At 59.4% G+C, this 22,770-nt stretch carries 21 protein-coding genes; 10 read left to right on the top strand and 11 right to left on the bottom strand.

Annotated elements, in window-relative coordinates:
* Positions 1–107 precede the first annotated feature (107 nt).
* Positions 108–1,163, bottom strand: coding sequence for a tartrate dehydrogenase (locus tag D8V06_RS13890; RefSeq protein ID WP_130908247.1), 1,056 nt, complete (start codon positions 1,161–1,163; stop codon positions 108–110).
* A 127-nt stretch (positions 1,164–1,290) separates the two neighbouring features.
* Here D8V06_RS13890 and D8V06_RS13895 point away from each other — a divergent pair, with 127 nt between their 5' ends.
* The gene (locus tag D8V06_RS13895; protein WP_130931142.1) at positions 1,291–2,199 is read left to right on the top strand and encodes a LysR family transcriptional regulator; all 909 of its coding nucleotides are present in this window, start codon (positions 1,291–1,293) and stop codon (positions 2,197–2,199) included.
* Between the two features lie 119 nt (positions 2,200–2,318).
* Here the strand turns inward: D8V06_RS13895 and D8V06_RS13900 are convergent, their stop codons facing one another.
* The 3 genes from D8V06_RS13900 to D8V06_RS13910 all read right to left on the bottom strand — a co-directional run bounded on the left by D8V06_RS13900 (position 2,319) and on the right by D8V06_RS13910 (position 4,582).
* Positions 2,319–2,954, bottom strand: coding sequence for a hypothetical protein (locus D8V06_RS13900; RefSeq protein ID WP_056853777.1), 636 nt, complete (start codon positions 2,952–2,954; stop codon positions 2,319–2,321).
* Between the two features lie 705 nt (positions 2,955–3,659).
* Positions 3,660–4,076 (bottom strand): organic hydroperoxide resistance protein, encoded by a 417-nt coding sequence (locus tag D8V06_RS13905; RefSeq protein WP_130908248.1) that lies wholly within the window; start codon positions 4,074–4,076, stop codon positions 3,660–3,662.
* A gap of 176 nt (positions 4,077–4,252) precedes the next feature.
* Positions 4,253–4,582, bottom strand: a complete 330-nt coding sequence (locus tag D8V06_RS13910) for a hypothetical protein (protein WP_056853779.1) — start codon at positions 4,580–4,582, stop codon at positions 4,253–4,255.
* 181 nt (positions 4,583–4,763) lie between these two features.
* Here D8V06_RS13910 and potE point away from each other — a divergent pair, with 181 nt between their 5' ends.
* Positions 4,764–6,122, top strand: a complete 1,359-nt coding sequence (potE, locus tag D8V06_RS13915) for a putrescine-ornithine antiporter (RefSeq protein ID WP_130931143.1) — start codon at positions 4,764–4,766, stop codon at positions 6,120–6,122.
* Between the two features lie 9 nt (positions 6,123–6,131).
* Complete coding sequence (locus D8V06_RS13920) at positions 6,132–6,533, top strand: hypothetical protein (protein WP_056853781.1); 402 nt, start codon at positions 6,132–6,134, stop codon at positions 6,531–6,533.
* Positions 6,534–6,556: 23 nt separating this feature from the next.
* On the opposite strand, the gene D8V06_RS13925 is transcribed toward D8V06_RS13920, so the two are convergent.
* The gene (locus tag D8V06_RS13925; RefSeq protein WP_130903703.1) at positions 6,557–7,372 is read right to left on the bottom strand and encodes a hypothetical protein; all 816 of its coding nucleotides are present in this window, start codon (positions 7,370–7,372) and stop codon (positions 6,557–6,559) included.
* A gap of 16 nt (positions 7,373–7,388) precedes the next feature.
* Positions 7,389–8,207, bottom strand: coding sequence for a DUF2092 domain-containing protein (locus tag D8V06_RS13930; protein WP_130931144.1), 819 nt, complete (start codon positions 8,205–8,207; stop codon positions 7,389–7,391).
* Between the two features lie 388 nt (positions 8,208–8,595).
* Here D8V06_RS13930 and D8V06_RS13935 point away from each other — a divergent pair, with 388 nt between their 5' ends.
* Complete coding sequence (locus D8V06_RS13935; RefSeq protein WP_056853784.1) at positions 8,596–9,273, top strand: DUF3313 domain-containing protein; 678 nt, start codon at positions 8,596–8,598, stop codon at positions 9,271–9,273.
* 96 nt (positions 9,274–9,369) lie between these two features.
* On the opposite strand, the gene ligD is transcribed toward D8V06_RS13935, so the two are convergent.
* Complete coding sequence (gene ligD, locus D8V06_RS13940) at positions 9,370–11,955, bottom strand: DNA ligase D (protein ID WP_130931145.1); 2,586 nt, start codon at positions 11,953–11,955, stop codon at positions 9,370–9,372.
* Positions 11,956–12,139: 184 nt separating this feature from the next.
* Here ligD and D8V06_RS13945 point away from each other — a divergent pair, with 184 nt between their 5' ends.
* Complete coding sequence (locus D8V06_RS13945; RefSeq protein WP_056853786.1) at positions 12,140–12,583, top strand: cupin domain-containing protein; 444 nt, start codon at positions 12,140–12,142, stop codon at positions 12,581–12,583.
* A gap of 7 nt (positions 12,584–12,590) precedes the next feature.
* Here the strand turns inward: D8V06_RS13945 and D8V06_RS13950 are convergent, their stop codons facing one another.
* Positions 12,591–13,340 carry a tellurite resistance TerB family protein gene (locus D8V06_RS13950; RefSeq protein ID WP_056853787.1) on the bottom strand — a complete coding sequence of 250 codons (750 nt, stop codon included), beginning with the start codon at positions 13,338–13,340 and terminating at the stop codon, positions 12,591–12,593.
* A 247-nt stretch (positions 13,341–13,587) separates the two neighbouring features.
* On the opposite strand from D8V06_RS13950, the gene pcsA reads away from it, so the two are divergent.
* Positions 13,588–14,310 carry a phosphatidylcholine synthase gene (pcsA, locus tag D8V06_RS13955; protein WP_056853798.1) on the top strand — a complete coding sequence of 241 codons (723 nt, stop codon included), beginning with the start codon at positions 13,588–13,590 and terminating at the stop codon, positions 14,308–14,310.
* 3 nt (positions 14,311–14,313) lie between these two features.
* Positions 14,314–14,700 carry a DUF488 family protein gene (locus D8V06_RS13960; protein WP_056853788.1) on the top strand — a complete coding sequence of 129 codons (387 nt, stop codon included), beginning with the start codon at positions 14,314–14,316 and terminating at the stop codon, positions 14,698–14,700.
* A 94-nt stretch (positions 14,701–14,794) separates the two neighbouring features.
* On the opposite strand, the gene D8V06_RS13965 is transcribed toward D8V06_RS13960, so the two are convergent.
* Positions 14,795–15,712, bottom strand: a complete 918-nt coding sequence (locus tag D8V06_RS13965; RefSeq protein ID WP_130903706.1) for a LysR family transcriptional regulator — start codon at positions 15,710–15,712, stop codon at positions 14,795–14,797.
* Between the two features lie 158 nt (positions 15,713–15,870).
* On the opposite strand from D8V06_RS13965, the gene D8V06_RS13970 reads away from it, so the two are divergent.
* A complete protein-coding gene (locus D8V06_RS13970; protein ID WP_130908251.1) occupies positions 15,871–16,284 on the top strand; it encodes an AraC family transcriptional regulator in 414 nt (137 codons plus the stop codon).
* 119 nt (positions 16,285–16,403) lie between these two features.
* Positions 16,404–19,208: a winged helix-turn-helix domain-containing protein gene (locus tag D8V06_RS13975; protein WP_130931146.1), complete on the top strand. Its 2,805-nt coding sequence runs from the start codon at positions 16,404–16,406 to the stop codon at positions 19,206–19,208.
* Here D8V06_RS13975 and D8V06_RS13980 read toward each other — a convergent pair.
* Positions 19,185–20,648, bottom strand: coding sequence for a winged helix-turn-helix domain-containing protein (locus tag D8V06_RS13980; protein ID WP_130931147.1), 1,464 nt, complete (start codon positions 20,646–20,648; stop codon positions 19,185–19,187). The genes D8V06_RS13975 and D8V06_RS13980 overlap by 24 nt on opposite strands.
* A gap of 156 nt (positions 20,649–20,804) precedes the next feature.
* Positions 20,805–21,755 carry a GlxA family transcriptional regulator gene (locus tag D8V06_RS13985; RefSeq protein WP_130908254.1) on the bottom strand — a complete coding sequence of 317 codons (951 nt, stop codon included), beginning with the start codon at positions 21,753–21,755 and terminating at the stop codon, positions 20,805–20,807.
* Positions 21,756–21,978: 223 nt separating this feature from the next.
* Here D8V06_RS13985 and D8V06_RS13990 point away from each other — a divergent pair, with 223 nt between their 5' ends.
* The gene (locus D8V06_RS13990) at positions 21,979–22,701 is read left to right on the top strand and encodes a pirin family protein (RefSeq protein WP_130931148.1); all 723 of its coding nucleotides are present in this window, start codon (positions 21,979–21,981) and stop codon (positions 22,699–22,701) included.
* Positions 22,702–22,770 lie beyond the last annotated feature (69 nt).

Here is a 22,770-nt window from a genome sequence, read left to right on the forward strand (position 1 = left end):
GACAGGGCCCTGATTTTTTATTGTTGTCAGGAAATGCCCAGGGGTCGGATCCACCGATCCGCCCCTTGGCGTTGTGCCGCAGTACTACTTTGAATCGCCGGGAAAGATCAGCGGTTGATCAGCGCGAGTACCGCGTCGGTGATCTGGCGGGTGGTGGCGTTGCCGCCGAGGTCCGGGGTGTGCAGACCGCTTTCGGTCACCGCTTCGATGGCTGACATCAAGTGTTTGGCCGCGGCGACCTCACCCAGGTGTTCCAGCATCATGGCCGCGGTCCAGAACGTCGCGATCGGGTTGGCTACGCCTTTACCGGTGATGTCGAAGGCTGAGCCGTGGATCGGTTCGAACATCGAAGGAAACTTGCGTGACGGGTTGAGATTGGCGGTCGGTGCGATACCCAGGCTGCCGGACAGCGCGGCAGCCAGGTCGGAGAGGATGTCGGCGTGCAGGTTGGTGGCGACGATCACGTCCAGGGTCGATGGCTTGAGCACCATGCGCGTGGTCACGGCGTCGACCAGTTCCTTGTCGATCTTCACATCCGGAAAATCCTTGGCCACTTCATAGAAGATTTCGTCCCACAGCACCATGCCGTGGCGCTGGGCGTTGGACTTGGTGACCATGGTCAGGTGCTTGCGTGGGCGGCTTTGCGCCAGTTCGAAAGCGAAGCGGTGAATGCGCTCGACCCCGGCCCGGGTGAACACCGACACTTCGGTGGCGACTTCTTCCGGCAAGCCGCGATGCACACGACCGCCGTTGCCGGAGTACTCGCCTTCGGAGTTCTCGCGCACCACGACCCAGTCAATCTGGTCACCGTTATGCAGCGGACTTTTCACCCCCGGCAGGACACGGGCCGGGCGTACGTTGGCGTACTGGTCGAACCCTTGGCAGATCGGCAGGCGCAAGCCCCACAGGGAAATGTGATCCGGCACGTTGAGCGCACCGACCGCGCCGAAGAAGATCGCGTCGAAGGTTTTCAGCTCTTCCAGGCCACCTTCGGGAATGTAGTAGCCGTTCTTCAGGTAGTTGTCGGAGTTCCAGTCGAAATGTTTGAAATCCAGTTCGAAGCCGGTTTTTTTCGACAGGGCCTGCAGTACCTCGACGCCTGCGGCGATCACTTCCACACCAATGCCGTCACCGGGTACTGCAGCAATTTTGTATGCGCTCATTGTTGACTCCACTCTCATCGATTTCTTGTTGTTCCCGCTGTTCAGGCGGGGTGTGAGCGGAGTATATGTAGTGAACAAATAGCTGTGAGTTCCTCAAAATCACTACATAAATAACTTTGAGTTACGAATGAACCAGACCCTGGATTTATCGTTTTTTTACCTGTTGGCCAACAAAGGCAGCCTTGCCGCCACCGCCCGGGAGCTGGGTATCACCCCACCGGCAGTGAGCAAACGCCTGACGGCGCTGGAAGCCCGGTTGGGTATTCGCCTGGTCAACCGCACCACGCGCTCGATGAGCCTGACGTCCGAGGGCGAGCTGTATTTCTCCCAGGCCGCGCGCATCCTCACCCAGATCAACGAGCTCGAACAGTTGGTGAGCAGCAGCCGGGCCACGCCCAAGGGGCTGATTCGGGTCAATGCTTCGCTGGGCTTCGGCCGACGGCATATCGGCCCTGCCCTCGCCGCGTTCTACACCCGCTATCCCGAAGTGGAAATCCAACTGGAGATCAGCGACCACCCGCTGGACCTGACCACCCACGGCTTCGATCTGGGGATTCGCTTCGGCACCTTGCCGGATGCCGCTTTCCACGCGCGCAAGATCGCCTCCAACCGGCGCTTGCTATGTGCCTCGCCGCTGTACCTGGACAAGTACGGCACCCCGCAAAAACTCGCGGAGCTGCAGCACCACAACTGCATTTTCATCCGCCAGAACGAATCACCCTATGGCGTCTGGAGCTTCACCAACGGCGGTCACACGGAAAACATCAAAGTGCATGGCGCCCTTGGCTGCAACGATGGAGAGGTAGCGCTGAATTGGGCGCTGGATGGGCATGGCATCCTGCTTCGGGCGGAGTGGGACATCGCCCGTTATGTGCGCAGTGGCCGCTTGCGCCTGGTGCTGGAAGACCAGACGCCGACCCGGGCCGATGTGTATGCGGTGTACCCGCAGCAGCTGCATTTGTCAGCGCGGGTACGCAGCCTGATCGACTTTCTGATCGAGCGGTTCAAGCACATTGATAATGTCGAGGAAGGTTGAGGTTCACCTCTGCCCGGTGAACTGGACGCTTTCAGGTCCTGGCGATGGTGCTCCCGAATCCGTCGCCAGGACCTTTTTTACCTAAGCGTCAGCTTGCCATACGCTTGCGCTTTACAGGGTCAGTGCGCCCACTGCGGTGCAATGAGGGTATTGGGGCGTTTGGCTCGCTCAGTCAGCGCCAGCATCGTCAAGAAGCCCAGCACGATCAGCACCGGGTAGGCCATCAAGAGTTCGGAGAGAGAGTATTTCCAGGCCAGCGGTCGTCCGACACCCAGCATGGCGGCATACATCCAGGACACTGCCGACAGCGAACCACAAAAAAGAGCCATCATTCGGGCGCTGAACCCGAGCTCGAGCAAGGAGCCGGCCTTCTGCAGTGCGGGCAATACCAGGCGGTGTAGCAGAATGCCGTTGTAGGTCAGCAGCAAAACAATAATCACTTTGGCGTGAAGCTTCGGATTCATGAAATATTCCGTGCCTTTGCCCAGGTAATCGATGCCGATGATGGCAGCGCCTGTCACCCACAGACCGATCAAAGCCAGAACCACAGACTTCTGCAGACTTTCCATGTGCGCATGATCGTGTTCAGTGAATGCCTTGCGTTTCCACATATCCCTGACCATTGCAATGTCACTGGTCAACACCAAACCGATCGCCACGCAACAAGCGACCAAATGAACGTACACCACGCCCAGCCGCAAAAACTCCATGAATTCTTTATGTTCGATCAGGCTCATGATTGTATTTATTGCCACGGTATTTTCTCCACCTTATTCGACAGTACACTTCAGGGGCTTATTAAATAACCCTGAGCGACCTTACTCATACAAGAAAACCAAACCATAGGTTTATTATTTGAAACCCTATTGATTAGATTAGGAAATTGATGTCAGCTTAGTTGTTACCTCTTGAATTCAGGATAAAAAAATCCCCATTTGCAATCACTGCATTTGAGGTCGCGTTTCCACTTCTTTTTTTTACGATTTCGCTAGCATGTCATGATGCCATGCTGGAGAGTCTGAGGCCCGTAGCCGCGAAATGTTCATTTTTCAGGCATGCCACCGACAAGCGGTCGCCAGTTGGAAATACCATTGGCTCCACGTTAAGCGACCAACTTACTCGTCAAGCCCCATTCTAGCTGAGGCGCTTGAATTACATGACCTTTGACATTATTGATTGGATCCACTAGTTGTCATGACAGCAAAAAAACACGACTGATAGCGAGCCATTGTCATTTACGCCCCCAGCAACTAAAACAGTCATACTATTTATCGAGCCAGACCCACACTCAACTCACGTCGAACAAAGGCAGAGAACTGCGCATTTCCTTCTCAATACTGAGTCAGAGGGGTCATAAAGATTGGTGAGCTTCTTTAAAACTTAAACTTACCTTATTGTCGTCGATGAGGTCCTGGCAATACGGCTATTAAAACAACCTTCGCCAGGACCTTTTTTTCAACTCAAACGAGCTTGACCTCGACATTAATATTGTTGCGCGTGGCTTTTGAGTACGGGCAGTACTTGTGGCCGGTTTCCACGAGTTTTTGTGCAGTTTCGCGATCCAGTCCCGGCAGGCTGACATTTAGTCGAGCTTGCAACAGGTAACCGCCTTCATTGGTGCCCAGATCGACTTCGGTGTCGACCGCTACATCCTTGGGCAGTGCGACCTTCAGCTCCTTGGCCGCCACCCCCATCGCGCCGATGAAACACGCCGACCAACCGGCGGCGAACAGTTGCTCGGGATTGGTGCCGCCGCCGTTCGTGCCCGGGGACGACAGCTTGACGTCCAGAATGCCGTCGGAGCTGCGGGAGGCGCCATCCCGGCCGCCAGTGGTGTGGGTTTTGGCGGTGTACAGTACTTTGTCGAGCTGGGTCATGATGATCTCCTGATTGAAAGGTTGTTTGCACAATTTCAGGTGAATCAGAAAAACGCACGTCAGACCCGACGCCTCTCAGTCATGATTAATGCTGAACCTGCGACGGACCCGGCCTTTCAATATAGTCGGCGTGCGTCAACCCGTAGGCCAATCCGACCAAGGCCTGCTTCGGCACTTCATTTCCTGGCCAACTTGTACTTCACACAATCATCATAAAAACTCTGCCGCACCGCCGCCGGCTTGATCCGCGTCGGGCTGTCGTAAGTCTGCTCGGTAATGCCCATCGCCATCATGCGCATCCACGATTTGTCGAACTTGTAGTGCTGGATTTTTTGCCGCGCGGCGTAGAGAGAAACTCCGGACAACTTGAGTTCCTGCGCTCTGGCCGCCGTGCCCGCCCCCCAGCTGCACATATAACGATCATTGGGTTTCAGTTCCCTTGCCTGGGCAGACACAGCCAGCCCCGCAACGCTGACAGCGATCAGCGCGCCCCAAACATTGCGCATATGCGTTCCACCTAACCAACTGAAAATAAAGTGATTCTGGCGACAGACGAGCAATCTGGGGGCCAGCATAATGCCTCTTCTGCAATATCCCTCGCGGACGCATTGGCTGACGGGCATTTCTTGCGGCATTTCAATACTTTGCTATAGCTAACACTGCTTTGACCAACTAACGAGGCAGCGCATGTCAGTCGCAAAGAAAATGAGTGTGGGGCAACTGACCATGTTGACTGCGGTGAACATGTTGGGCTCGGGGATTGTGTTGCTCCCCTCGAAACTCGCGGAAGTCGGCGCCATTTCGATTCTTTCCTGGCTGGTGACGGCCACCGGCTCACTCGCGCTGGCCTACGCCTTTGCGCGATGCGGCATGCTCAGTCGAAAAACCGGTGGCATGGGCGGATACGCCGAATACGCCTTCGGCAAGGCCGGCAACTACCTGACGAACTACACCTACGGCCTTTCACTGTTGATTGCCAATGTCGCGATCAGTGTCACAGCGGTGGGCTACATACAAGAACTGTTCGACCTGCGCCTTGACTCGCTGCAAGTGGGCCTGGCGACCATTGCGTTGCTATGGATGACCACATTCGCCAATTTCGGTGGCGCGCGGATTACCGGGCGGATCGGTGCGGTCACGGTATGGGGGGTAATTGCGCCGGTGCTGCTGGTCTCGACCATTGGCTGGTTCTGGTTCGACAGCAGTATTTATGTGGCTGGCTGGAACCCCCACGACAAGAGCTGGTTCGAAGCGGCCGGGGCATCCGTGGCGATAACATTGTGGGCCTTTCTGGGCCTGGAATCGGCGTGCGCCAACTCCGACGCGGTGGAGAACCCCGAGAGGAACGTACCGATTGCCGTGCTCGGCGGAACCCTCGGTGCTGCGGTGATTTACATCCTGTCCACTAATGTCATCGCCGGCATCATCGACAATCCTGAGCTGGCCGCCTCCACCGCACCGTTCGGCCTGGTGTTCGCGAAAATGTTCACCCCTGCGGTCGGCAATATCGTCATGGGCCTGCTGGTGCTGGCGTGCATCGGTTCACTGCTGGGTTGGCAATTCACCATCGCTCAGGTCTACAAGAGCTCGGCGGACACCGGTTACTTCCTGCCGATATTCGCGCGGACCAACAAGGCAGGCACGCCGATTGCCGGCATGCTGATCCTGCTGGCGGTACAAACGGCGCTGGGCCTGTTCACCATTGATCCCAACCTGAGTAATCAATTCGACACCCTGGTCAACCTCGCGGTGGTCACCAATCTGGTGCCGTACATCCTCTCCATGGCCGCCTTGATGGCGATACAAGAGGCCCGCGGCGTGCCGGCGCGCAAGGCGCTGACCACCAACATCGTTGCCTGGGTGGCGTCGGCCTACAGCTATCTGGCGCTATTCAGTTCCGGCGAACAGGCGCTGATGCTCGGCGGCGTGGTCACCCTCCTCGGCTTCACACTGTTCGGTTTTGGCAGCAACCGCCTGATCCGCTCTGAATCACTCGATAAAACCCTTGAAAGCCCTATGGGCAAACCCGAACGCAGCGCTCTATGATTGAACCCCATGACCACCTCTGCGCCGATCCGCCAACCCTGTCCGCCCGGTGCCTGCGATTGCGGGCGTGACCCATTGCTCGAAACCCCGGGCGCGGACGTGCGCATCCTGTTTCTGACGCGCACCGAAGAAAAACGCCTGATCGAACGTCTGGAAAACCTTTCGAGCCTTCAGGACCTGGAGCACCTGCAACGGCGGATGTTCGAACAACTGGGCATCCGCGTCGACATCGTCCCCAGTCTCAACGAAGTGCGCACCATGCGCGGCATCGGCATTTACGTCGCTGAACTGCCGGGGTTGTGCCGCAAGACCCGCGCATCGATTCCGGCGGCGATTCGCCGCGCCATGGAAAAGCGCCCGGAGATCGCCTATGAAGTGCTTAACGCCAATGACTTGTTGCGCGATGCCTGAGTAACACCGGGATTTCGGTGAGTTCAGGGCATGGGGACCACGGTGTAGTAAACACCGTTGGCGCCGTACGCAGGGCGCACCCACGAATTGCCGCATTGATAAAAAGTGCCCGCAGACACTGTCCTCAATCCACAGCCCGAAGGAAGACTGGCAAACGTCGCACCCATCGGCATGGTGGGGGGAGCGGACGCCATCATGCCGGCGTTGTAGCCCTGGCTCCAGGCATTGTTATTGACGTTCTGATCAGTCGAGTCAGCGATCGCGCTACCGGCCACGACCCCGGCGGCCGCTGCCGCAGCAGGATTGACGCCGTCATTGTAACCGCAGTAGTAACAACCGCTGCTGGCATACACTGCCGTCGGGGGATGGTAGTAGCTCGTGCCATAGGTCTGCGGACGATAGACCGTCGTGCCATAGCCATCGGCACGGTACCCGCTGGCAGTGGCGCCATTCTCACCTTCGGCGTGCCACGCGCCCTCGCCGCCATAAGCCGTGCCACCTTCGGCACCTGTGCCCCGCCACGAGCCCTCGCCACCTGAGGCGCTACCGCCGTTTTCGCCACTGGCGCTCCAGCTACCTCCACCACCGGAAGCCGAACCACCGCGATAGCCCGAACCACTCCAGCTACCATCACCGCCCGAAACCGAACCACCACGATTGCTTTGACCGCTCCAGCTGCCACCACCGCCTGAAGCCGAACCAAACGCCCCTGAATGGCTCCACGAGTCAGCGCCGCCGAACGAGCGTCCAAAACCGGCAGCATGGTACCAGGCCGACGCTTGCTCACAACTCAGCAGCGCGACCATCAACCCTGCAAACTTCAATGTGGGTCCATGCATGTTTGAAACTCCTCCCTCAGGGTTTGGCAACCGGCTGTTTAACCCCTTCAGGGGCACGCAAGTCGGAAGGCGGTGCAAACTGGATGCGGTGCGCATTTTCAATGTGTTGTGGTTTGAAGAAATCTGCCGACAACGCTGATTCGAGCTTCCAGTCACTGAATGCCACCTGATGCCGGGATTGTGTCGGATCATCACGGAACACCGCCCGCAACATGCGCGGCAACTTGTCTTGCGTACCTATCCAGGCCTGGACAAACACCACGTCGTTGGCATAGGCGATCACATCGGTCGCGGTATCGCCGACCACCGTTGACTGACCGATATAGAACGCCAAGCGCATATCCCTGGCCAGATCCTTGTAGGGGTCGGAAACGATCACATCGGTGAAGGGAAAATATATAGCCGCCCGCTGATACGCCGCCTCGAGGGTTGCATCGATGGTGGGCGGTGCGTCAGCTTGCGCCACCAGGTTCTCCTTCGGTTCAACGGCCCAGGCTTGCTTGCCGTTGTAGTAGAACTGGGTCGCAGGGCCATCGCCGGAGGTCAGAACACGCAAGCGATCGGGGCGCTGAACATTGACCAGCGCCACGGTGTTGTACGCCAGGGGTGGCCCCAGACGACTGGGGCGCTCATAAGTGGTGGTAGCTTTGAAACTCATGCCCTGGACGCCGGCCAATCTGGCGCTCATGGCCTTGAGGATCTCCAGCGCTTTGGGTTCCAGCTGATTTTTCGGCGCATCGACCGCAACAGGCTCGGCCGCCAGCAAGGGAACGGCGAACAATCCGGTGACCAGGCCGAAAAACAACCTCCGAACACGCTGTAACTGAAGTGACATCGCTTGCTCCCCGAACAGATGAGGTCAGGTTTAAAGCGTAGCAACTGAAATACAGGCGTAACCGAATAATTAACCGACTGATTCCGCCGGTCGCGGTTTCCGTTTGTTGATCGGTGAACGCATTAAACAGCGACACTTGATTGGCAACTCGCGCTGGATAATTCGTGTTTAAAACCTACGCTCTTGTCTCACGCTACGGACGCTGACGCACAGGCGCTGCGGCAACGGCTATGACACTTGGGCGTGACGACGGCAGATGTGCGTGTCGGATGGTAATCGAACATTCACAGTGCATTACGCCAAGAGCCACCTATGCTCTGAACAATGACGTGGCGTTGCTGCTTTCTGCGCCCGATAAAACGATTTCACTCAAGGAGCACACTGCACTATGAACCTGTCCCGAAACCTGCTGATCGGCGTCGCATTGACCGGGCTCCTGCTCGGAGGTTGTACCTCCAAAGTCACCGACAAGGCGCAGTATTCCGGTTACCTGACCGACTACAACAATCTTCAGGAAGTCGAAACGCCCAGCGGCGGCACGGCGATGCGTTGGGTGAGCCCATCGTGGAACCCCGATGCCTATAACACCGTGGCATTCAACCGACTGGAACTGTATCCGGCGCCAAAGCCCAACGAGCGGGTCAATCAGCAAACGCTCAATGACATCCAGAACTACATGACCACAAAGGCGAAAACCACACTGGGACAGAAATACCGCGTGGTTTCCAGCCCGAACGCAGCACCGGCCGGTTCGAAAACCCTGGTCATGCGTGCCGCCATCACTGGCGTGAGCGCTTCCAATGAAGGCATGAAATGGTATGAAGTCGTGCCCATCGCCGCCGTCGTCGGTGCAACGCAAGCCGCTACCGGTCATCGGGATCAGGACACCGAACTGTTTATCGAAGCCGAGTTCATAGACGCCAAAACCAACCAGACCATGGCCAAAGTCGTGCGCAAGGTGTTTGGCAAACAACTTTCCAACGAAAGCCAGAAGATCACCGCGCAGGATTTCAAAGCGGCGATCGACAAACTGGGCACTGATTTCCAGGCGTTCATCAACAAGTAATACCCGGTCTGTGCAGGAACTGCCGCAGGCTGAGAACTGTTGAGCTTGTCGTTCAGATCAACAGATTACAGCCTGCGGCAGCTTCAACCGGGCACGTCAGGTTTTTTTCATGCCGACCCGTCGCCGCATTTCGGCAGTAATGGTTTGCCGGGTTTTCTTCATGTCCGCCCAAGGCCCGTCGCCCACTTCCTCCAGGCGTTCATGCACGTTGTGGATGTTCCACTGATTGCCGCCCTTGAGCTGTACGATTTCTTCGCGATAGATCGGCACCGACACCGGCAGGCCTTCGCGGGTGCGCGCAGCGTAAGCGCAAATGGTCGTCGCGCCGAGACCGTTTCGCAGGTAGTCGATGAAGATCCGCCCTACCCGATTCTTCGGCCCCGACACCGCGGAAAAGCGCTCCGGCAGCATTTTGGCCATGTGGGTGACGATCGCGTGACTGAAGTCCTTGACCTCATCCCAACCGAGTTTGCGGGTCAGCGGCACCACCAGGTGAATGCCCTTGCCGCCACTGGTCTTGAGAAAGGCCTTGAGCCCCAATTCATCGAGCACCGTCAGGGTCAATTGGGTGGCCTCGATCATGCGTTTCCATGGCAACGCCGGGTCCGGGTCAAGGTCGAGGACGAAGCGATCGGGTTTGTCGAGATTGTCCGAGGTAGCGTTCCAGGTGTGCATTTCCACGGTGCTCATCTGCACCGCACCCACCAGCGCTTCGGCGTTGTTGATGACCATCATCGGCTGGCCCGACAGTTTCTGGTCCAGGGTGGTGATGCCGGGGATGGCCAAGCGCTCGGCGTTTTTCTGGAAAAACAGCTCACCGGCAATCCCGTCCGGCGCGCGTACCAGCGCCACCGGGCGGTCCTTGAGCTGCGGCAGGATCCATTCGGCGACACTGGCGTAGTACTGCGCCAGTTGCACTTTGGTGGTGCCACTCGTGGCATCGATGACCCGGTCCGGATGGGTGATACGCACTTTGCCCTGAGCCAAGCCGATTTGTGACGGCGCCGCTTCAGCTTTCTTCGGCGCTGCAGATGACTTGGCGGCGGCTTTTTTTGCGGAGGTGGTTTTCACGGCTTTCGGACGCTCCTCAGTGATGTCTTGGGCAGGCTTATCGTCACGCAGACCATGGAACACTGCATGCCGTACCGAACCGTCCTTGGTCATTTCTGCGAAGGCCACTTCGGCCAACAGTTGCGGCTTCATCCAATGCACGCCCTTGAATTCCGCCCCGCTCGGTGGATTGACCACGGCCGGTTTTTTCGTTTGCAAAGGTTTGAGTTGTGCATGGATGCTGCCCAGAGTGGCCTCGGTGAACCCGGTGCCGACCTTACCGGCATAGCGCAGCTCGCCGCTGTCGCGATCATGCAGCCCCAGCAGCAACGCACCGAAGGCACTGCGTGAACCTTTGGGATCGGTGAAACCAACGATGACAAACTCCTGGCGGTGTTTGCACTTGAGTTTGATCCAGTCGCTGCTGCGCCGGGACACGTAAGGCGAACCCAGGCGCTTGCCGATCAACCCTTCCATGCGCATCTGACAGGCACTGTTGAGCAAGGCTTCCGGGTCTTCGCCGAAGGCATCGGAGAAACGCAGCAACGGATCTTTGCTCGTCTTCAGCACCGTCGCCAGCGCGGCCCTCCTTTCTTCGACCGGCACCTCGCGCAAATCCACACCGTTGAGGTAGGGCAAGTCGAACAGGTAATAAAGAATGTTCCCGCTGCGACCGGCGTCAAAGGCGTTTTGCAACGCTTGAAAATCCGGAATGCCCTGATCATCCGCCACGACCATTTCGCCATCGAGCCATGCGGACTCCAAGCCCAGGCCGGCTAAAGCCTTGGCCTGCTCAGGCAACTTGTGCGTCCAGTCGTGGCCGTTACGGGTGAAGAGTTTGACGTCGTCATGGTCGATGCGCGCCATGATTCGATAGCCATCGAACTTGACCTCATAACTCCACTGCCCGCCCGGGGCCTTTTCCACCAGCGTCGCCAGTTCCGGTTTGATCTGGTCGGGCAGTTTGGCTTTGTGCGCGCCGGTGAGTGGCGCGGATTTTTCCTTGCGTGCCGGGGCGCCTGGTCGCTTGACCGCCTTGGGTTTGGCTGGTTTGGCTGATTTGGTAATGATGGTGCGCTCGCTGAGTACGCTATCGGGTTCGGCAGCGACGACGTCGTAGTCGCTTTCGGCTCTGGCGGCGCCGTCCTGATGCTTGATCAAGAACCACTGCTCCTGCTTGCCCGGCATGTGAGTGCGCACCAGGTTCCACAGGCCTGCGAGCTTCTCGCCTTGCAGTTCGAACTTGAGCCGCCCCTTGGCGTAAGCCTTGGCCGGGTCTTCCTGGGGAATCCACACCCCGCGGTCCCAGACGATCACATCGCCCGCGCCGTAGTGGCCTTCGGGGATGCTGCCCTCGAAGGTGGCATAGTCCAGCGGATGGTCTTCGACATGCACCGCCAGGCGCTTGACCTTGGGGTCCAGTGACGGCCCTTTGGGCACCGCCCAGCTCTTCAGCGCGCCGTCGAGTTCCAGGCGGAAATCGTAGTGCAGGCGCGAGGCATCATGCTTCTGGATGCAGAATTGCAGCGCATGATCCTTGGCTTTCCTGCGGCCGGCTCGCTTGACGGCAGCCGGCTCAGACGTCGCCGAAAAATCGCGCATGCGGTTGTAGTCGTCGAGATTCTTGTTCATGGCTCACCTGCGGGTCGCTGCAGGGCGCTGGATCAGCACGTCCCTCCCTCAGCAGAGCGAGTCATCACGAAAAAAATTCCATCGTCGTCAAAATTACCCGGACCAACGGCCCTGCGGCGCGGCTGTCGGCAGACGTTCAAAGGCCTACAATCGGCAGGTGCAGCCTCATCCCCGGAGAGCAATCATGCGCACGGTTCACGTCCTCCAAGCCCCACCGGCATCGGTCAACGTCGTGGGCGAGACGATCACGGTCCTCGCGGGCGGCGATATGAGCAAACCCTTCGAAATGCATATCCAGGAAGGCGTGCAGGGAGGCGGCCCGCCACCGCACTTTCACCCTTGGGACGAGGCGTTCTACGTGGTTGACGGGCAGGTCGAGGTCACCGTCGAAGGCAAATCCACCACCGTCTCGGCCGGGGGCTACGTACATATCCCGGCAGGATCCGTTCATGCCTACAAGAACATCAGCAGCACCGCGAAGATGATCGGCGTTGTGTCCGATCCGCGAGGCGGGCAGTTTTTCACGGCGATGGACCAGTTCAAGGTGCCCGAGGATCTGCCGCGGATATTCGAAGTGGCCGAGCGTTTCGGGGTGACGTTTCTGGTCCCCAAGCCGCAGGGTTCTTGAGCGGCCCCTAGACGGTTCCACCCTTGGCCTGCTGTTCCAGATGCACCTGCAAATCCGGTTCGATCTGCAATGCCGCCGCCAGCTCATCCAGGTAAGTGCGCTCGGCATCCTGCTGATCATCCACCAGCATCACGCTGGCCAGGTACATTTCCGCAGCCATGGCTTGATCTGTTGCCGACTGCGCCACGTCGTCGGGATCCAGCGGCTTGGCAACTTCCTCATCGAGCCATTGCTGTAATTGCGGGTCGTCAGTGTGGCGGGCGATTTCGGCGTTGATCAGCTGTTTTTCAGCGTCGTCGAACCGGCCATCAGCCTTGGCTGCCGCAATCAAGGCACGCAGGATTGCATGGCTGTGCTCTTCGACTTCCGGCCCGGCCAGCATATCCACGGTGCGCATCGCCTGTTGCGGCGCCTGTTGTTGCTGCGAAGCCTGACTGCGTTGCCAGGCTTGATACGCCTGGAACGCCATCATCCCCAGAGAGGCGAGCGCGGCGTAGTGCGTGCCACCGCCGGAGCGCGATTGCGCTGCACCGCCCATCGGTGAACCACCTCCGAGCAAACCGCCAAGCAAGCCGCCGAGCCCGCCCATGCCACCGGCGCCGGCACCGCTGGTGCCGCTACCGCCCCCCAATAAGCCACCGAGCAGCCCGCCCAAGTCACCGAGGCCACCTTGAGCCGACGTCCCACCGCCGCCCTGTCGCGCCATCGAGCCTTGGCCCGCGCGCAGTAATTGTTCGAGCAGATCGCTGGTGTTCATGACGATGTCCTCATCGAAGGGGGGGATCAGTCAGGCAACGATAGTCCTCGCCGGTAAATGCGCCACCACCGTTTGGCTGACACAGCGCCGATTTTTGCGCGGTATTTTTTTCCGGCGCAGCTAAGATTCATAGGCGGTGAACCTTATTCCCGGATGCCCGGTCGATACCTGCAACCCGAACCGGTTTGCCGCCGCCCGCCAGATGAGGGCGATGACTGGCATGCTTCACTTTCTGGAGAACGCCCCTGTGATTTCAACTTTACACATCGCCAGGCTCAAAGCATGGGGTGCCCATGGATTCACTGCTACCGGCGTGGTCACTGCCTTCCTCGCAACGCTTGCCCTGCTGGATAACCAGCCGACCAGTTGCCTGCTGTGGCTGGGCGTGGCCCTGATCGTCGACGGATTGGACGGTGCGCTGGCGCGCAAGGTCAACGTGCAGTCGGTGTTGCCGAGCTTCGACGGCTCGATTCTCGATCTGGTGATCGACTATCTGACCTACGTGTTCATTCCGGCACTGTTCATCTATCGCTACATTCCGCTGCCGGACTACACGCTGCTGCTGACCGTGTCGCTGATCCTGGTGTCGTCGCTGTTCTGCTTCTGCAACGTCAACATGAAAAGCAAAGACAACTACTTCCAGGGCTTTCCCGCCGCGTGGAACGTGGTCGCCCTGTGCCTGTACATCATCGCGCCTTCGCCCTGGATCACCTTCCTCACGGTGATTGGCCTGGCCCTGTTGACACTGACCCGGATGAAATTCCTGCATCCATTCCGGGTGCGGCGCTTCATGCCGATCAACATTGCCGTGACTGCAATCTGGTTGCTGTGCAGTTTGTCACTGGTCATCAATCATCCGGTGATCAACCCGTTGGTGATGGGCCTGTGGCTGCTGATGTCGGCGTATTTTCTGGGGATCTGCTTCTGGCGCACGGCGCTGGAGTGGTTCGACGGATCGCGGCTCAAATAACCCATGCCGGTCCATATCGTTCGGCTTGGCTCACCTCGCCGCCCCGGCGAAGGCCTGCGCCTGGGCACTGTGCGCCGCCCGCCCCGGGGTGTGCCAAAAGCCGAGTTTGCCAGCCGGGATTTCTACGATGTATGGCAGCCATTGCTGTCACCCAGCCAGGCGCTGGTGCACCAAGCCCAGACCGCCGAAGATGAAAAAGCCTGGCAAGCCTTCAAGCGCAAGTTCAAAGCCGAAATGAACCAGCCTGCTGCCAGCCAGTTGCTAGATCTGCTGGCGGCGCTTTCTCATCACACTTCACTGGCCGTTGGCTGCTATTGCGAGGAAGAAGCGCATTGTCATCGGTCGGTGTTGCGCGAGTTGCTGGCGATGCGCGGCGCTGAGGTTATTTAGATTGGGTGGGGTTCAGGTTGTGCGAGGGGCAATGCTGCGATGACTGCATTGCGGGCATATCCGTTGTTGCCGCGACGGATATGCCTGCGCAAGATCAATGAGAGTTCAACGACACCGACATGAACTGGCTAATGCGCGAACGCAGCCAGCGCTCCGCCGGATCATTGTCATGCACTCCGCTCCAGGCCATCGACAACTGGGCGGCCTCGATCTCGAACGGCGGGTCTTCTGCCCGCAAGCCGCAACCTTCGACCAGCGCGCAGGCTGCATAATCCGGCACGGTGGCTATCATCTCGGTGCCCGCCAGCAATGCCCGCAACCCGCTGAATTGCGGAACCCCGAGCACCACCTTGCGGCACCGTCCGATTTTGGCCAGATCCAGATCGATATTGCCGCTCAGGTCACCGGAAAACGACACCATTGCATGCGGCCGCGCGCAGTACTCGTCAAGCGTCAAAGGACCAGGCCGGTCGTCTCCGCGCAGCACTTTGCAAGGAATATCACGCAACTTCTTGCGCTTGGCATTGGCCGGCAGTTCGGTGGTGTAACTGACTCCGACGGAAATCTCCCCGGACGCCAGCAACGCCGGCATCAGCAGGTAATTGGCTCGCCGCACCACCACGACAATGCCCGGCGCCTCTGCCTGCAACTGACGCAACAACGGTGGAAACAATCCGAACTCGGCATCGTCCGACAGCCCGATGCGAAACACATCGCAACTGGTTGCCGGATCGAATTCCTTGGCCCGGCTGACCGCTCCGGAAATCACGTCCATCGCCGGTTGCAGCTCCTTGAGAATCACCAGCGCCCGCGCGGTGGGCTCCATGGCGCGACCGTTGCGCAACAGCAATGGATCGTCGAACAGATCGCGCAACCGGCCAAGGGCAGCACTCACCGCGGGTTGGCCCATGAACAGCTTTTCTGCAACGCGGGTCAGGTTCTTTTCGAACATCAGCGCTTCGAAAATCACCAACAGGTTCATGTCGACGCGGCGCAGATCGTTTCGGTTCATAGACACGGGTTCCTTGTGAGTTCAGTCAGGCGCAAGTGTGACGATTGTGTCTGACTTTACTCAAGACTTCCCACTGCACAGAAGGAATTAACAACGATTAACTCGCAAGCCAGAGCCCTGGGATCAAAGAATGAAGCCTACCGACACGGACATTGTTCATGGCTCACTTGCAGCAAAACGCCGCCCGCGCGACAGCCACTGAAGCGCCAAAGAAAAACGCCGGTGGCCTCAGCCCTCAACGCCAACAGTTGGTCAGACAACTGATCCTCGAACGCCTCGATGAACCCCTGGAGGTGACCGAACTGGCCCAGGCCTGTGGATTGTCACGCAGTCATTTTTCCCGCGCCTTCAAATCCAGCATCGGTTACTCGCCCCAGGACTGGATTCGCCAGCAACGCATCGCCCGCGCCAAGCGGTTGATTCAACATACCGACCTGAGCCTCACGCAAATCAGCCTGGAATGCGGATTCTGCGACCAGGCGCATTTCTGTCACATGTTTACCCGCAGCGAAGGGATCAATCCCTTTGCCTGGCGGTGTCGGGTCATGCGCGGTCATGCCGCCCAGCGGTAACGCCCCGACATTCACCTGAAATTCTCGTGCAGTCAGACGACCACACATTGCGCAGATTGAAAAATCTGGGAACATGCTCGCAAACCGCGAACTAGACGGATGCAGGCAGGAGTGAGTCGTTGAGCTTTTCCCACGAGCGGGCTGTGCATTTCGGCCCCTACAGAATCTATCCCGAGCAGCGCCTGGTGATGGAGGCTGACCAACCCCTGCGCCTGGGTCGACGGGCCATGGACATTCTGCTGATCCTGTTGAAGCACGCGGGAAACGTGGTCAGCAAGCAGCAACTGATCGCCGATGTCTGGCCCAACAGCGTGGTTGAAGACATCAACCTGCGCGTGCACATGGCGGCCCTGCGCAAAGCCCTCGGCGACGGTCAGGCCGGACAGCGCTACATCGTTACCGTGGCCCAACGCGGGTACAGTTTTGTCGCGCCCTACTCGCTGGAACAGGCCGAGCTGCATCCGGCCAACCCTGCCACGCCATCGAACGGCCATAACCTGCCTTTGCGTCGCACCCGCCTGATAGGCCGCCAGGCGTTGGTCGACAGTCTGGTGGCGCATCTGCCGCGGCAACGCTTCATCACGCTGGTGGGCCCCGGTGGCATCGGCAAGACCACCGTGGCCCTGCGCGTCGCCGAACAATTGATCGGCCATTACTGCGATGGCATTCGTTTGCTCGACCTGGCTCCCATCAACGATCCGCGGTTGATTGCCGGGCATCTGGCGGCACTGCTCGACCTGTCCCTGCACGACAACGAACCCCTGAGCGGTCTCGCGAACTTCCTGCGCGAGCGGCAAATGTTGCTGGTGATCGACAACTGCGAACACCTGATCGACAGCGTGGCGCTGCTCTGTGAAAGCCTGCTGCGCGGCGCACCACGGGTACATATTCTGACGACCAGCCGCGAGAGCCTGCGGGCCGAGGGCGAATACGTGCAGCGCCTGGAGTCGCTGGACTGCCCTCCTGCCGTCGCCAAGCCGGACCGCGCCCAGGCGCTGACCTTTTCTGCGTTGCAGCTGTTCGTCGAACGCGCCATGGCCAGCCATGACAGCTTCGAACTGAGCGATGCCGAGTTGCCGCTGGTGATCGACATCTGCCGGCGCCTCGACGGTATTCCATTGGCCCTGGAACTGGCGGCAGCACAGGTCGCCAGCCTCGGCCTCGACGGTTTGCTGACGCAACTGCAAGACAGCTTTCGCCTGCTGACCCACAGCAGCCAGGCGACGCTGGCCCGGCACCAGACGCTGCACGCGACGCTGGACTGGAGCTTCCAGTTGCTCAACATCTGCGAACAGACTTGCCTGCGTCGATTGGGAGTGTTCCGAGGTGGCTTTACCCTGGCGTCGGCTGCGGCGGTTATCGTCGGCGAACAGATCGAGCCGCGCGAAGTGTTTGCCTCGATCACGCAACTGGTGGCCAAGTCTCTGCTGAGTGTGGACGTCGGCGACGAGGAGGTGTTCTACCGCCTGCTCGACACCACACGCCGCTACGCCCTGGAAAAACTCGAACAGGCTGGCGAGCTGCCTGCAACCCGGGAACGCCACGCAGTACGCTGCCTGGCCTTGATGCAACAGGCCCAGACTGATTGGGAGCGCGTTCCGACAGCCGTGTGGATTGAGCGCTATGCCCGTGCCCTGGAAGACATCCGCGCAGCGCTCGATTGGGGCCTGAATGCGCGTGGCCCCGCGCCGCTGGCGATCCGCTTGACCGCCGCCTCCACCCCCCTATGGCAGGAACTGTCGCTGCTCAAGGAACACGGCGGCTACGTGCGCAAGGCCCTGGCCTTGCTCGACGCCGCAGCCGAGCCCTGTCTGGCGCTGAAAATGTCGCTGAAACTGGCCCTCGGCAGCGCCTGCTATCACGCCCAGGGTGGCAGTGCAGAAACCATTGGCGCATTTGTCACCGCCCGCACCCTGGCCAGACAGTGCAATGACGTGGTGGGAGAGTTGCGCGCCGTTTCCGGTCATCTGGCGGTCAATCTCAGTTGTGGCAACTATCAAATGGCGCTGCAACAGAGTCAGCAATTCGATCGACTGGGACTGGACGGCGATCCGCTGCTGTCGCTGAGTACGCATCGCTTGCGTGTCCTGGCCCTGCACTTCGCCGGGGACCAGCAACGGGCGCGAATGAATGCCGAGCAAGTGCTCCAGCGTATGGCCCACAGCGGCCATCTCAACCGTTTCACCCATGGCTTTGGCGTGCAATACGACCAGAGTGTCGCCGCCCTGACTATCCTGGCACGCATCCTCTGGTTGCAGGGGCAACCGGAACAGGCCTGGCGCACGGCGCGGCAGGCCTTGGACATTGCGTTGCAGATCAACCACGGCACCTCGATCTGCTACACCCTCGCCCTCTCCGGCTGCCTGATCGCCCATTACAACGGCAATACCCGCGCCGCCGGCGAGTTACTGCGCCTGCTACTGGAGCAAGCGCAGAAGCATTCGGTGCAGCTGTTCTACACCTGGGCGCAACACTATGCGCAGGTGATCGTCAGCGCAGAGGCGGCGCCGTCACCCCGGGCAGCAACCGGCCTGATCAAGGAAATCATGGTCACGCTGGACACCGCGTTGGTCGATGACGAGTTGCTGCAACGCGCCGACACAGGTGCCGCAGGCTGGAGCACGGCGGAAATCTTGCGAGCCCGCGCCGATGCGTTGCTTGCCGCCGATTGCCCGGTGAAAAACTGCAGCGCCGAAACCGTACTGATCAAGGCGATAAACGTGGCGAAATCCCAGGGTGCCCTGGCTTGGGAGCTGCGCAGCGCCAGCACGCTGGCGCGGCTTTGGCAGCGTCAGGGTCGCTACCGGCAAGCCCAGGCATTACTGACGCCGATCTACCAGCGCTTCAGCGAAGGTCATGCCACGCCGGACGTGAAGGCCGCCCGGCGCTTGCTCGACGAACTACAGGGCCATCTGCCGATTTGAGGACTGCGCGTGACTGAGGTAACCGGCATAGCGCATTTCGAATGATTGCAATGCACCGCTGTCTTCGAGTTTTTCCAGGGCATAACGGCGGGTGGTATTGAGCAAGCGGTAGCGACAAACGCCTTTGGCCTGTTCCTGCGACAACAACGATTTGAGCGCCAGGTTTTCCATGACGCGTGTCAGCCTCGCCGGTTGCACACTGGCGCAGCTGACCACCCCTTTGGCCGCCTCCAGGGTAAACGCCGTTTTGAATACCGACAGACGCTGCAACACGGTCTGCTCCTGCGGGCTCAGGCGTTCGTAACTCCAGTCGAGGGCGGCCTTGAGGGTCTGGTGCCGCGGCACGGCGGTGCGACGTCCCTGGGTAAGCAGTTGAAAACAGTTGTCCAATTGCGCCTGCAATCCCACCAGTGCCAGCGCATCGATCTGCGCAGCAGCCAATTCAATCGCCAGAGGCAAGCCATCGAGCCGTCGACAGATTTCTCGCACGCGCTTGAGATCCTGCTCTCGCAGAGCAAAACCTTGCTGGCGAGCCCGGGCACGACTGACGAACAACTGCACCGCCGAATAGCCCATGAACGCATCGACACTGCGTAACGCCGATGCGGGTGGCACCGCCAGAGGCGGCAATGGCAGAAGCACTTCCCCCGTGGCCAACAACGGTTCGCGACTGGTGACCAGCAGCGACAGGCGGGGGGCCGAGCACAGCAACGCTTCGACCAGGGTCCGGCAACTGTCCTGCAAATGTTCACAGTTATCCAGGATCAACAGCGCATGCCATCGCCCCAACGTCTCCAGGGTTGTACCGCTGCCCAGACCGAGGGTGCGGGTCAGATGATCGACCACCTGCACGGGATCGTCGATCGTCGCCATATCCACCAGCCAAACGCCGTCGCGGTAGTGTTGCAATAACAATTCGGCGGCCCGCAACGCCACGGTGGTCTTGCCGATGCCACACGGTCCGACCAGGGTCATGAGACGCCGCAGCGGCAGCTGTCGCACCAGACTGCCAACCACCGCATCGCGGCCGATGACCTGAGTCAGTCGCGCAGGCAAGTTGTGTCGGGGTGGATGCGCGGTTTCGATCGATACTGGCTGCGATGCTTGCTGCACCGAGGCGACGAAACTGTAGCCACGCTGGGCAATGGTGAGGATGTAGCAGTCACCGTTTTGCCCGTCGCGAAAGGCCCGGCGCAACGCGGCAATGTGCACCCGCAGATTGATCTCCTCGACGACCGATCGCGGCCAGACTCGAGCGATCAACTCATCCTTGCTGACCACCGAGCCTGCGTGCTCGAGCAATACCTGGAGGATTTCCAACGCCCGGCCACCCAAACGAAGCGGCTGATCGCCGTGCAGGACCAGTCGCTGATTGAGGTGGAACGCGTAGGGACCGAAGCGCAGTACCGTGTCGCCGGGTAAATCTCTATGGCTGTTCATGCTTCACCACCGGGAACCTGAGCGGCACGTGAGTCCGTCCAGGCTCCGTACCTTCCATGCAAAGAGTTCAACGCTATCTTGGCAGGCCTCGGTGACGGTACAACAGCTACGGGGGGAGCGTCACGGCCATAACGGTGCGCGCAACGGCCAACGGCGCTAGCTGAATTGTTCGCGGTACTGGGTCGGGGTCAGTCCGAGTTTTTCACCGAACAGAAAACGCATGTGCCGCACGCTGCCGAAGCCGCTCTTGAAGGCTACGGTCTTGAGCGGCAGTTCCGTGGTTTCCAGCAGGTTTCTCGCACAATCGATGCGTGCACTTTGCACAAACTCCATGGGTGTCATGTTCACTTCCCGGGCGAAAACCCTGGCGAAGTGACGCGGGCTCATGGCCGCCAGACTGGCCATGCGTTCGATGCTGAACGGCTCATCGAGGTGTTCGAGCACATGATTCTGCACCCGGGTGATCGGCGTTTCCTGGGGCGCCACGGCGGCCATCAGCGGGCTGAACTGCGCTTGCCCACCCTGGCGCTTCATCACCACCAGCAACACCTTGGCCACGTCCTGCGCAACTTTTTTGCCATGGTCACGGGCGACCACCGACAACGCCAAATCGATGCCGGCAGTGACACCACCGGAGGTGATCAGGTTACGGTCCTGGATGAAGATCTGGTCGGTTTCGACGGTGGCCGACGGGAAAGCCTTGATCAGCCGTTCGGTGTAATGCCAATGCGTGGTCACCCGATACCCGTCGAGCAACCCCGCATGCCCGAGCACGAATGCGCCGGTGCAGATCGAGCCATAACCGGCCGAGCGGCCGACGTTGTGCTTGAGCCAGTCGAGCAATGGCGGATGTTTTTCGTTGTAGGCGCCGGGGCCACCGGGCACCAGCAGCAAGTCATAGCCGTCACAGGCCTGGTCGATAGACAGGTCCGTGTGCACGCTTACACCATTGGAGGCCCGCAACGCGCCGGGCTCCGTGCCGATGGTCGTCAATACGTAGTGATCGTCGGGTTTCAGATAGCGATTGGCGATGGAAAACACCTCCATCGGCCCGGCCATGTCGAGCAGGAGGAAGTCGGGGAACAGCACCATTGCCACGGTTTTCATGGGTCGAAAATCACCGGAATAAAAGAGAGGAATTCTGCCGGACACCGGCTCGCTCCTACGGGTTGATTGTCGTGATTATGCCTCAAACATGGCGAATCGTTTGCAGGTTACTGTCAACTTGAGAGAGACAGTATTTCAATTTTCATCTACTTATTGCACTAACCAGTAACCATTAACCTTCTCCTCACTCGGACGAATCAACGTCCCCGCAGGAGATTCCATCATGTTGACCCTTCGCAAAGCATCTGATCGTGGCATGGCTAACCATGGCTGGTTGAAGTCGTTCCATACCTTTTCCTTCGCCAATTACCGTAACCCGAAAGAACAGGGGTTTTCCGACCTGCTGGTGATCAACGATGACCGCGTGGCAGCCGGGAAAGGTTTCGGCCAGCACCCGCACCGCGACATGGAAATTTTTTCCTACGTGCTCGAAGGTGCGCTGGAGCACAAGGACACCCTGGGCACCGGTTCAGTGATTCGCCCCGGTGACGTGCAACTGATGAGTGCCGGCAGCGGCGTGGCCCACAGTGAATACAACCACTCGGCCACCCGTCCCGTGCATTTCCTGCAAATCTGGATCGTGCCCGACGTCAGTGGCGCCAAACCGCGCTATCAGCAAGAGCACTTCAGCACGCAGAAAAAACGCGGTCGCCTGCAATTGATCATCTCGCCCGACGGCGCCAAGGGTTCGTTGAAGGTGCGCCAGGATGCGCGGGTGTATGCGGCACTGATCGACGGCCAGGAAAGCGCCACTCTGGAACTGGCCGCTGACCGCTATGCCTACGTGCATGTGGCGCGGGGCAGCGTCGAACTCAACGGCATGCCATTGCAGGAGGGCGACGGCGTGCGGGTTCGCAAAGAGCAGGTGCTGGCCTTGAGCAACGGCGTGGATGCTGAAGTCCTGGTGTTCGATCTGCGTGCGCAAGAACTGCCTGAAATGCCGTAACAGGCATCAAACTCGTAGGAGTGAGCCTGCTCGCGATAGCGGTGGATCAGTCAACACACCTGTTGAGCG

This window comes from Pseudomonas sp. Sample_24 (genome assembly GCF_004307605.1).
Taxonomy (GTDB): domain Bacteria; phylum Pseudomonadota; class Gammaproteobacteria; order Pseudomonadales; family Pseudomonadaceae; genus Aquipseudomonas.

What these genes read in the sequence shown, in the direction of transcription:
- D8V06_RS13890 (WP_130908247.1), bottom strand. Translation starts at nt 1,163, where the DNA reads ATGAGCGCATACAAAATTGCTGCAGTACCCGGTGACGGCATTGGTGTG.
- D8V06_RS13895 (WP_130931142.1), top strand. Translation starts at nt 1,291, where the DNA reads ATGAACCAGACCCTGGATTTATCGTTTTTTTACCTGTTGGCCAACAAA.
- D8V06_RS13905 (WP_130908248.1), bottom strand. Translation starts at nt 4,076, where the DNA reads ATGACCCAGCTCGACAAAGTACTGTACACCGCCAAAACCCACACCACT.
- D8V06_RS13910 (WP_056853779.1), bottom strand. Translation starts at nt 4,582, where the DNA reads ATGCGCAATGTTTGGGGCGCGCTGATCGCTGTCAGCGTTGCGGGGCTG.
- potE (WP_130931143.1), top strand. Translation starts at nt 4,764, where the DNA reads ATGTCAGTCGCAAAGAAAATGAGTGTGGGGCAACTGACCATGTTGACT.
- D8V06_RS13920 (WP_056853781.1), top strand. Translation starts at nt 6,132, where the DNA reads ATGACCACCTCTGCGCCGATCCGCCAACCCTGTCCGCCCGGTGCCTGC.
- D8V06_RS13925 (WP_130903703.1), bottom strand. Translation starts at nt 7,372, where the DNA reads ATGCATGGACCCACATTGAAGTTTGCAGGGTTGATGGTCGCGCTGCTG.
- D8V06_RS13930 (WP_130931144.1), bottom strand. Translation starts at nt 8,207, where the DNA reads ATGTCACTTCAGTTACAGCGTGTTCGGAGGTTGTTTTTCGGCCTGGTC.
- D8V06_RS13935 (WP_056853784.1), top strand. Translation starts at nt 8,596, where the DNA reads ATGAACCTGTCCCGAAACCTGCTGATCGGCGTCGCATTGACCGGGCTC.
- ligD (WP_130931145.1), bottom strand. Translation starts at nt 11,955, where the DNA reads ATGAACAAGAATCTCGACGACTACAACCGCATGCGCGATTTTTCGGCG.
- D8V06_RS13945 (WP_056853786.1), top strand. Translation starts at nt 12,140, where the DNA reads ATGCGCACGGTTCACGTCCTCCAAGCCCCACCGGCATCGGTCAACGTC.
- D8V06_RS13950 (WP_056853787.1), bottom strand. Translation starts at nt 13,340, where the DNA reads ATGAACACCAGCGATCTGCTCGAACAATTACTGCGCGCGGGCCAAGGC.
- D8V06_RS13960 (WP_056853788.1), top strand. Translation starts at nt 14,314, where the DNA reads ATGCCGGTCCATATCGTTCGGCTTGGCTCACCTCGCCGCCCCGGCGAA.
- D8V06_RS13965 (WP_130903706.1), bottom strand. Translation starts at nt 15,712, where the DNA reads ATGAACCGAAACGATCTGCGCCGCGTCGACATGAACCTGTTGGTGATT.
- D8V06_RS13970 (WP_130908251.1), top strand. Translation starts at nt 15,871, where the DNA reads ATGGCTCACTTGCAGCAAAACGCCGCCCGCGCGACAGCCACTGAAGCG.
- D8V06_RS13980 (WP_130931147.1), bottom strand. Translation starts at nt 20,648, where the DNA reads ATGAACAGCCATAGAGATTTACCCGGCGACACGGTACTGCGCTTCGGT.
- D8V06_RS13985 (WP_130908254.1), bottom strand. Translation starts at nt 21,755, where the DNA reads ATGAAAACCGTGGCAATGGTGCTGTTCCCCGACTTCCTCCTGCTCGAC.
- D8V06_RS13990 (WP_130931148.1), top strand. Translation starts at nt 21,979, where the DNA reads ATGTTGACCCTTCGCAAAGCATCTGATCGTGGCATGGCTAACCATGGC.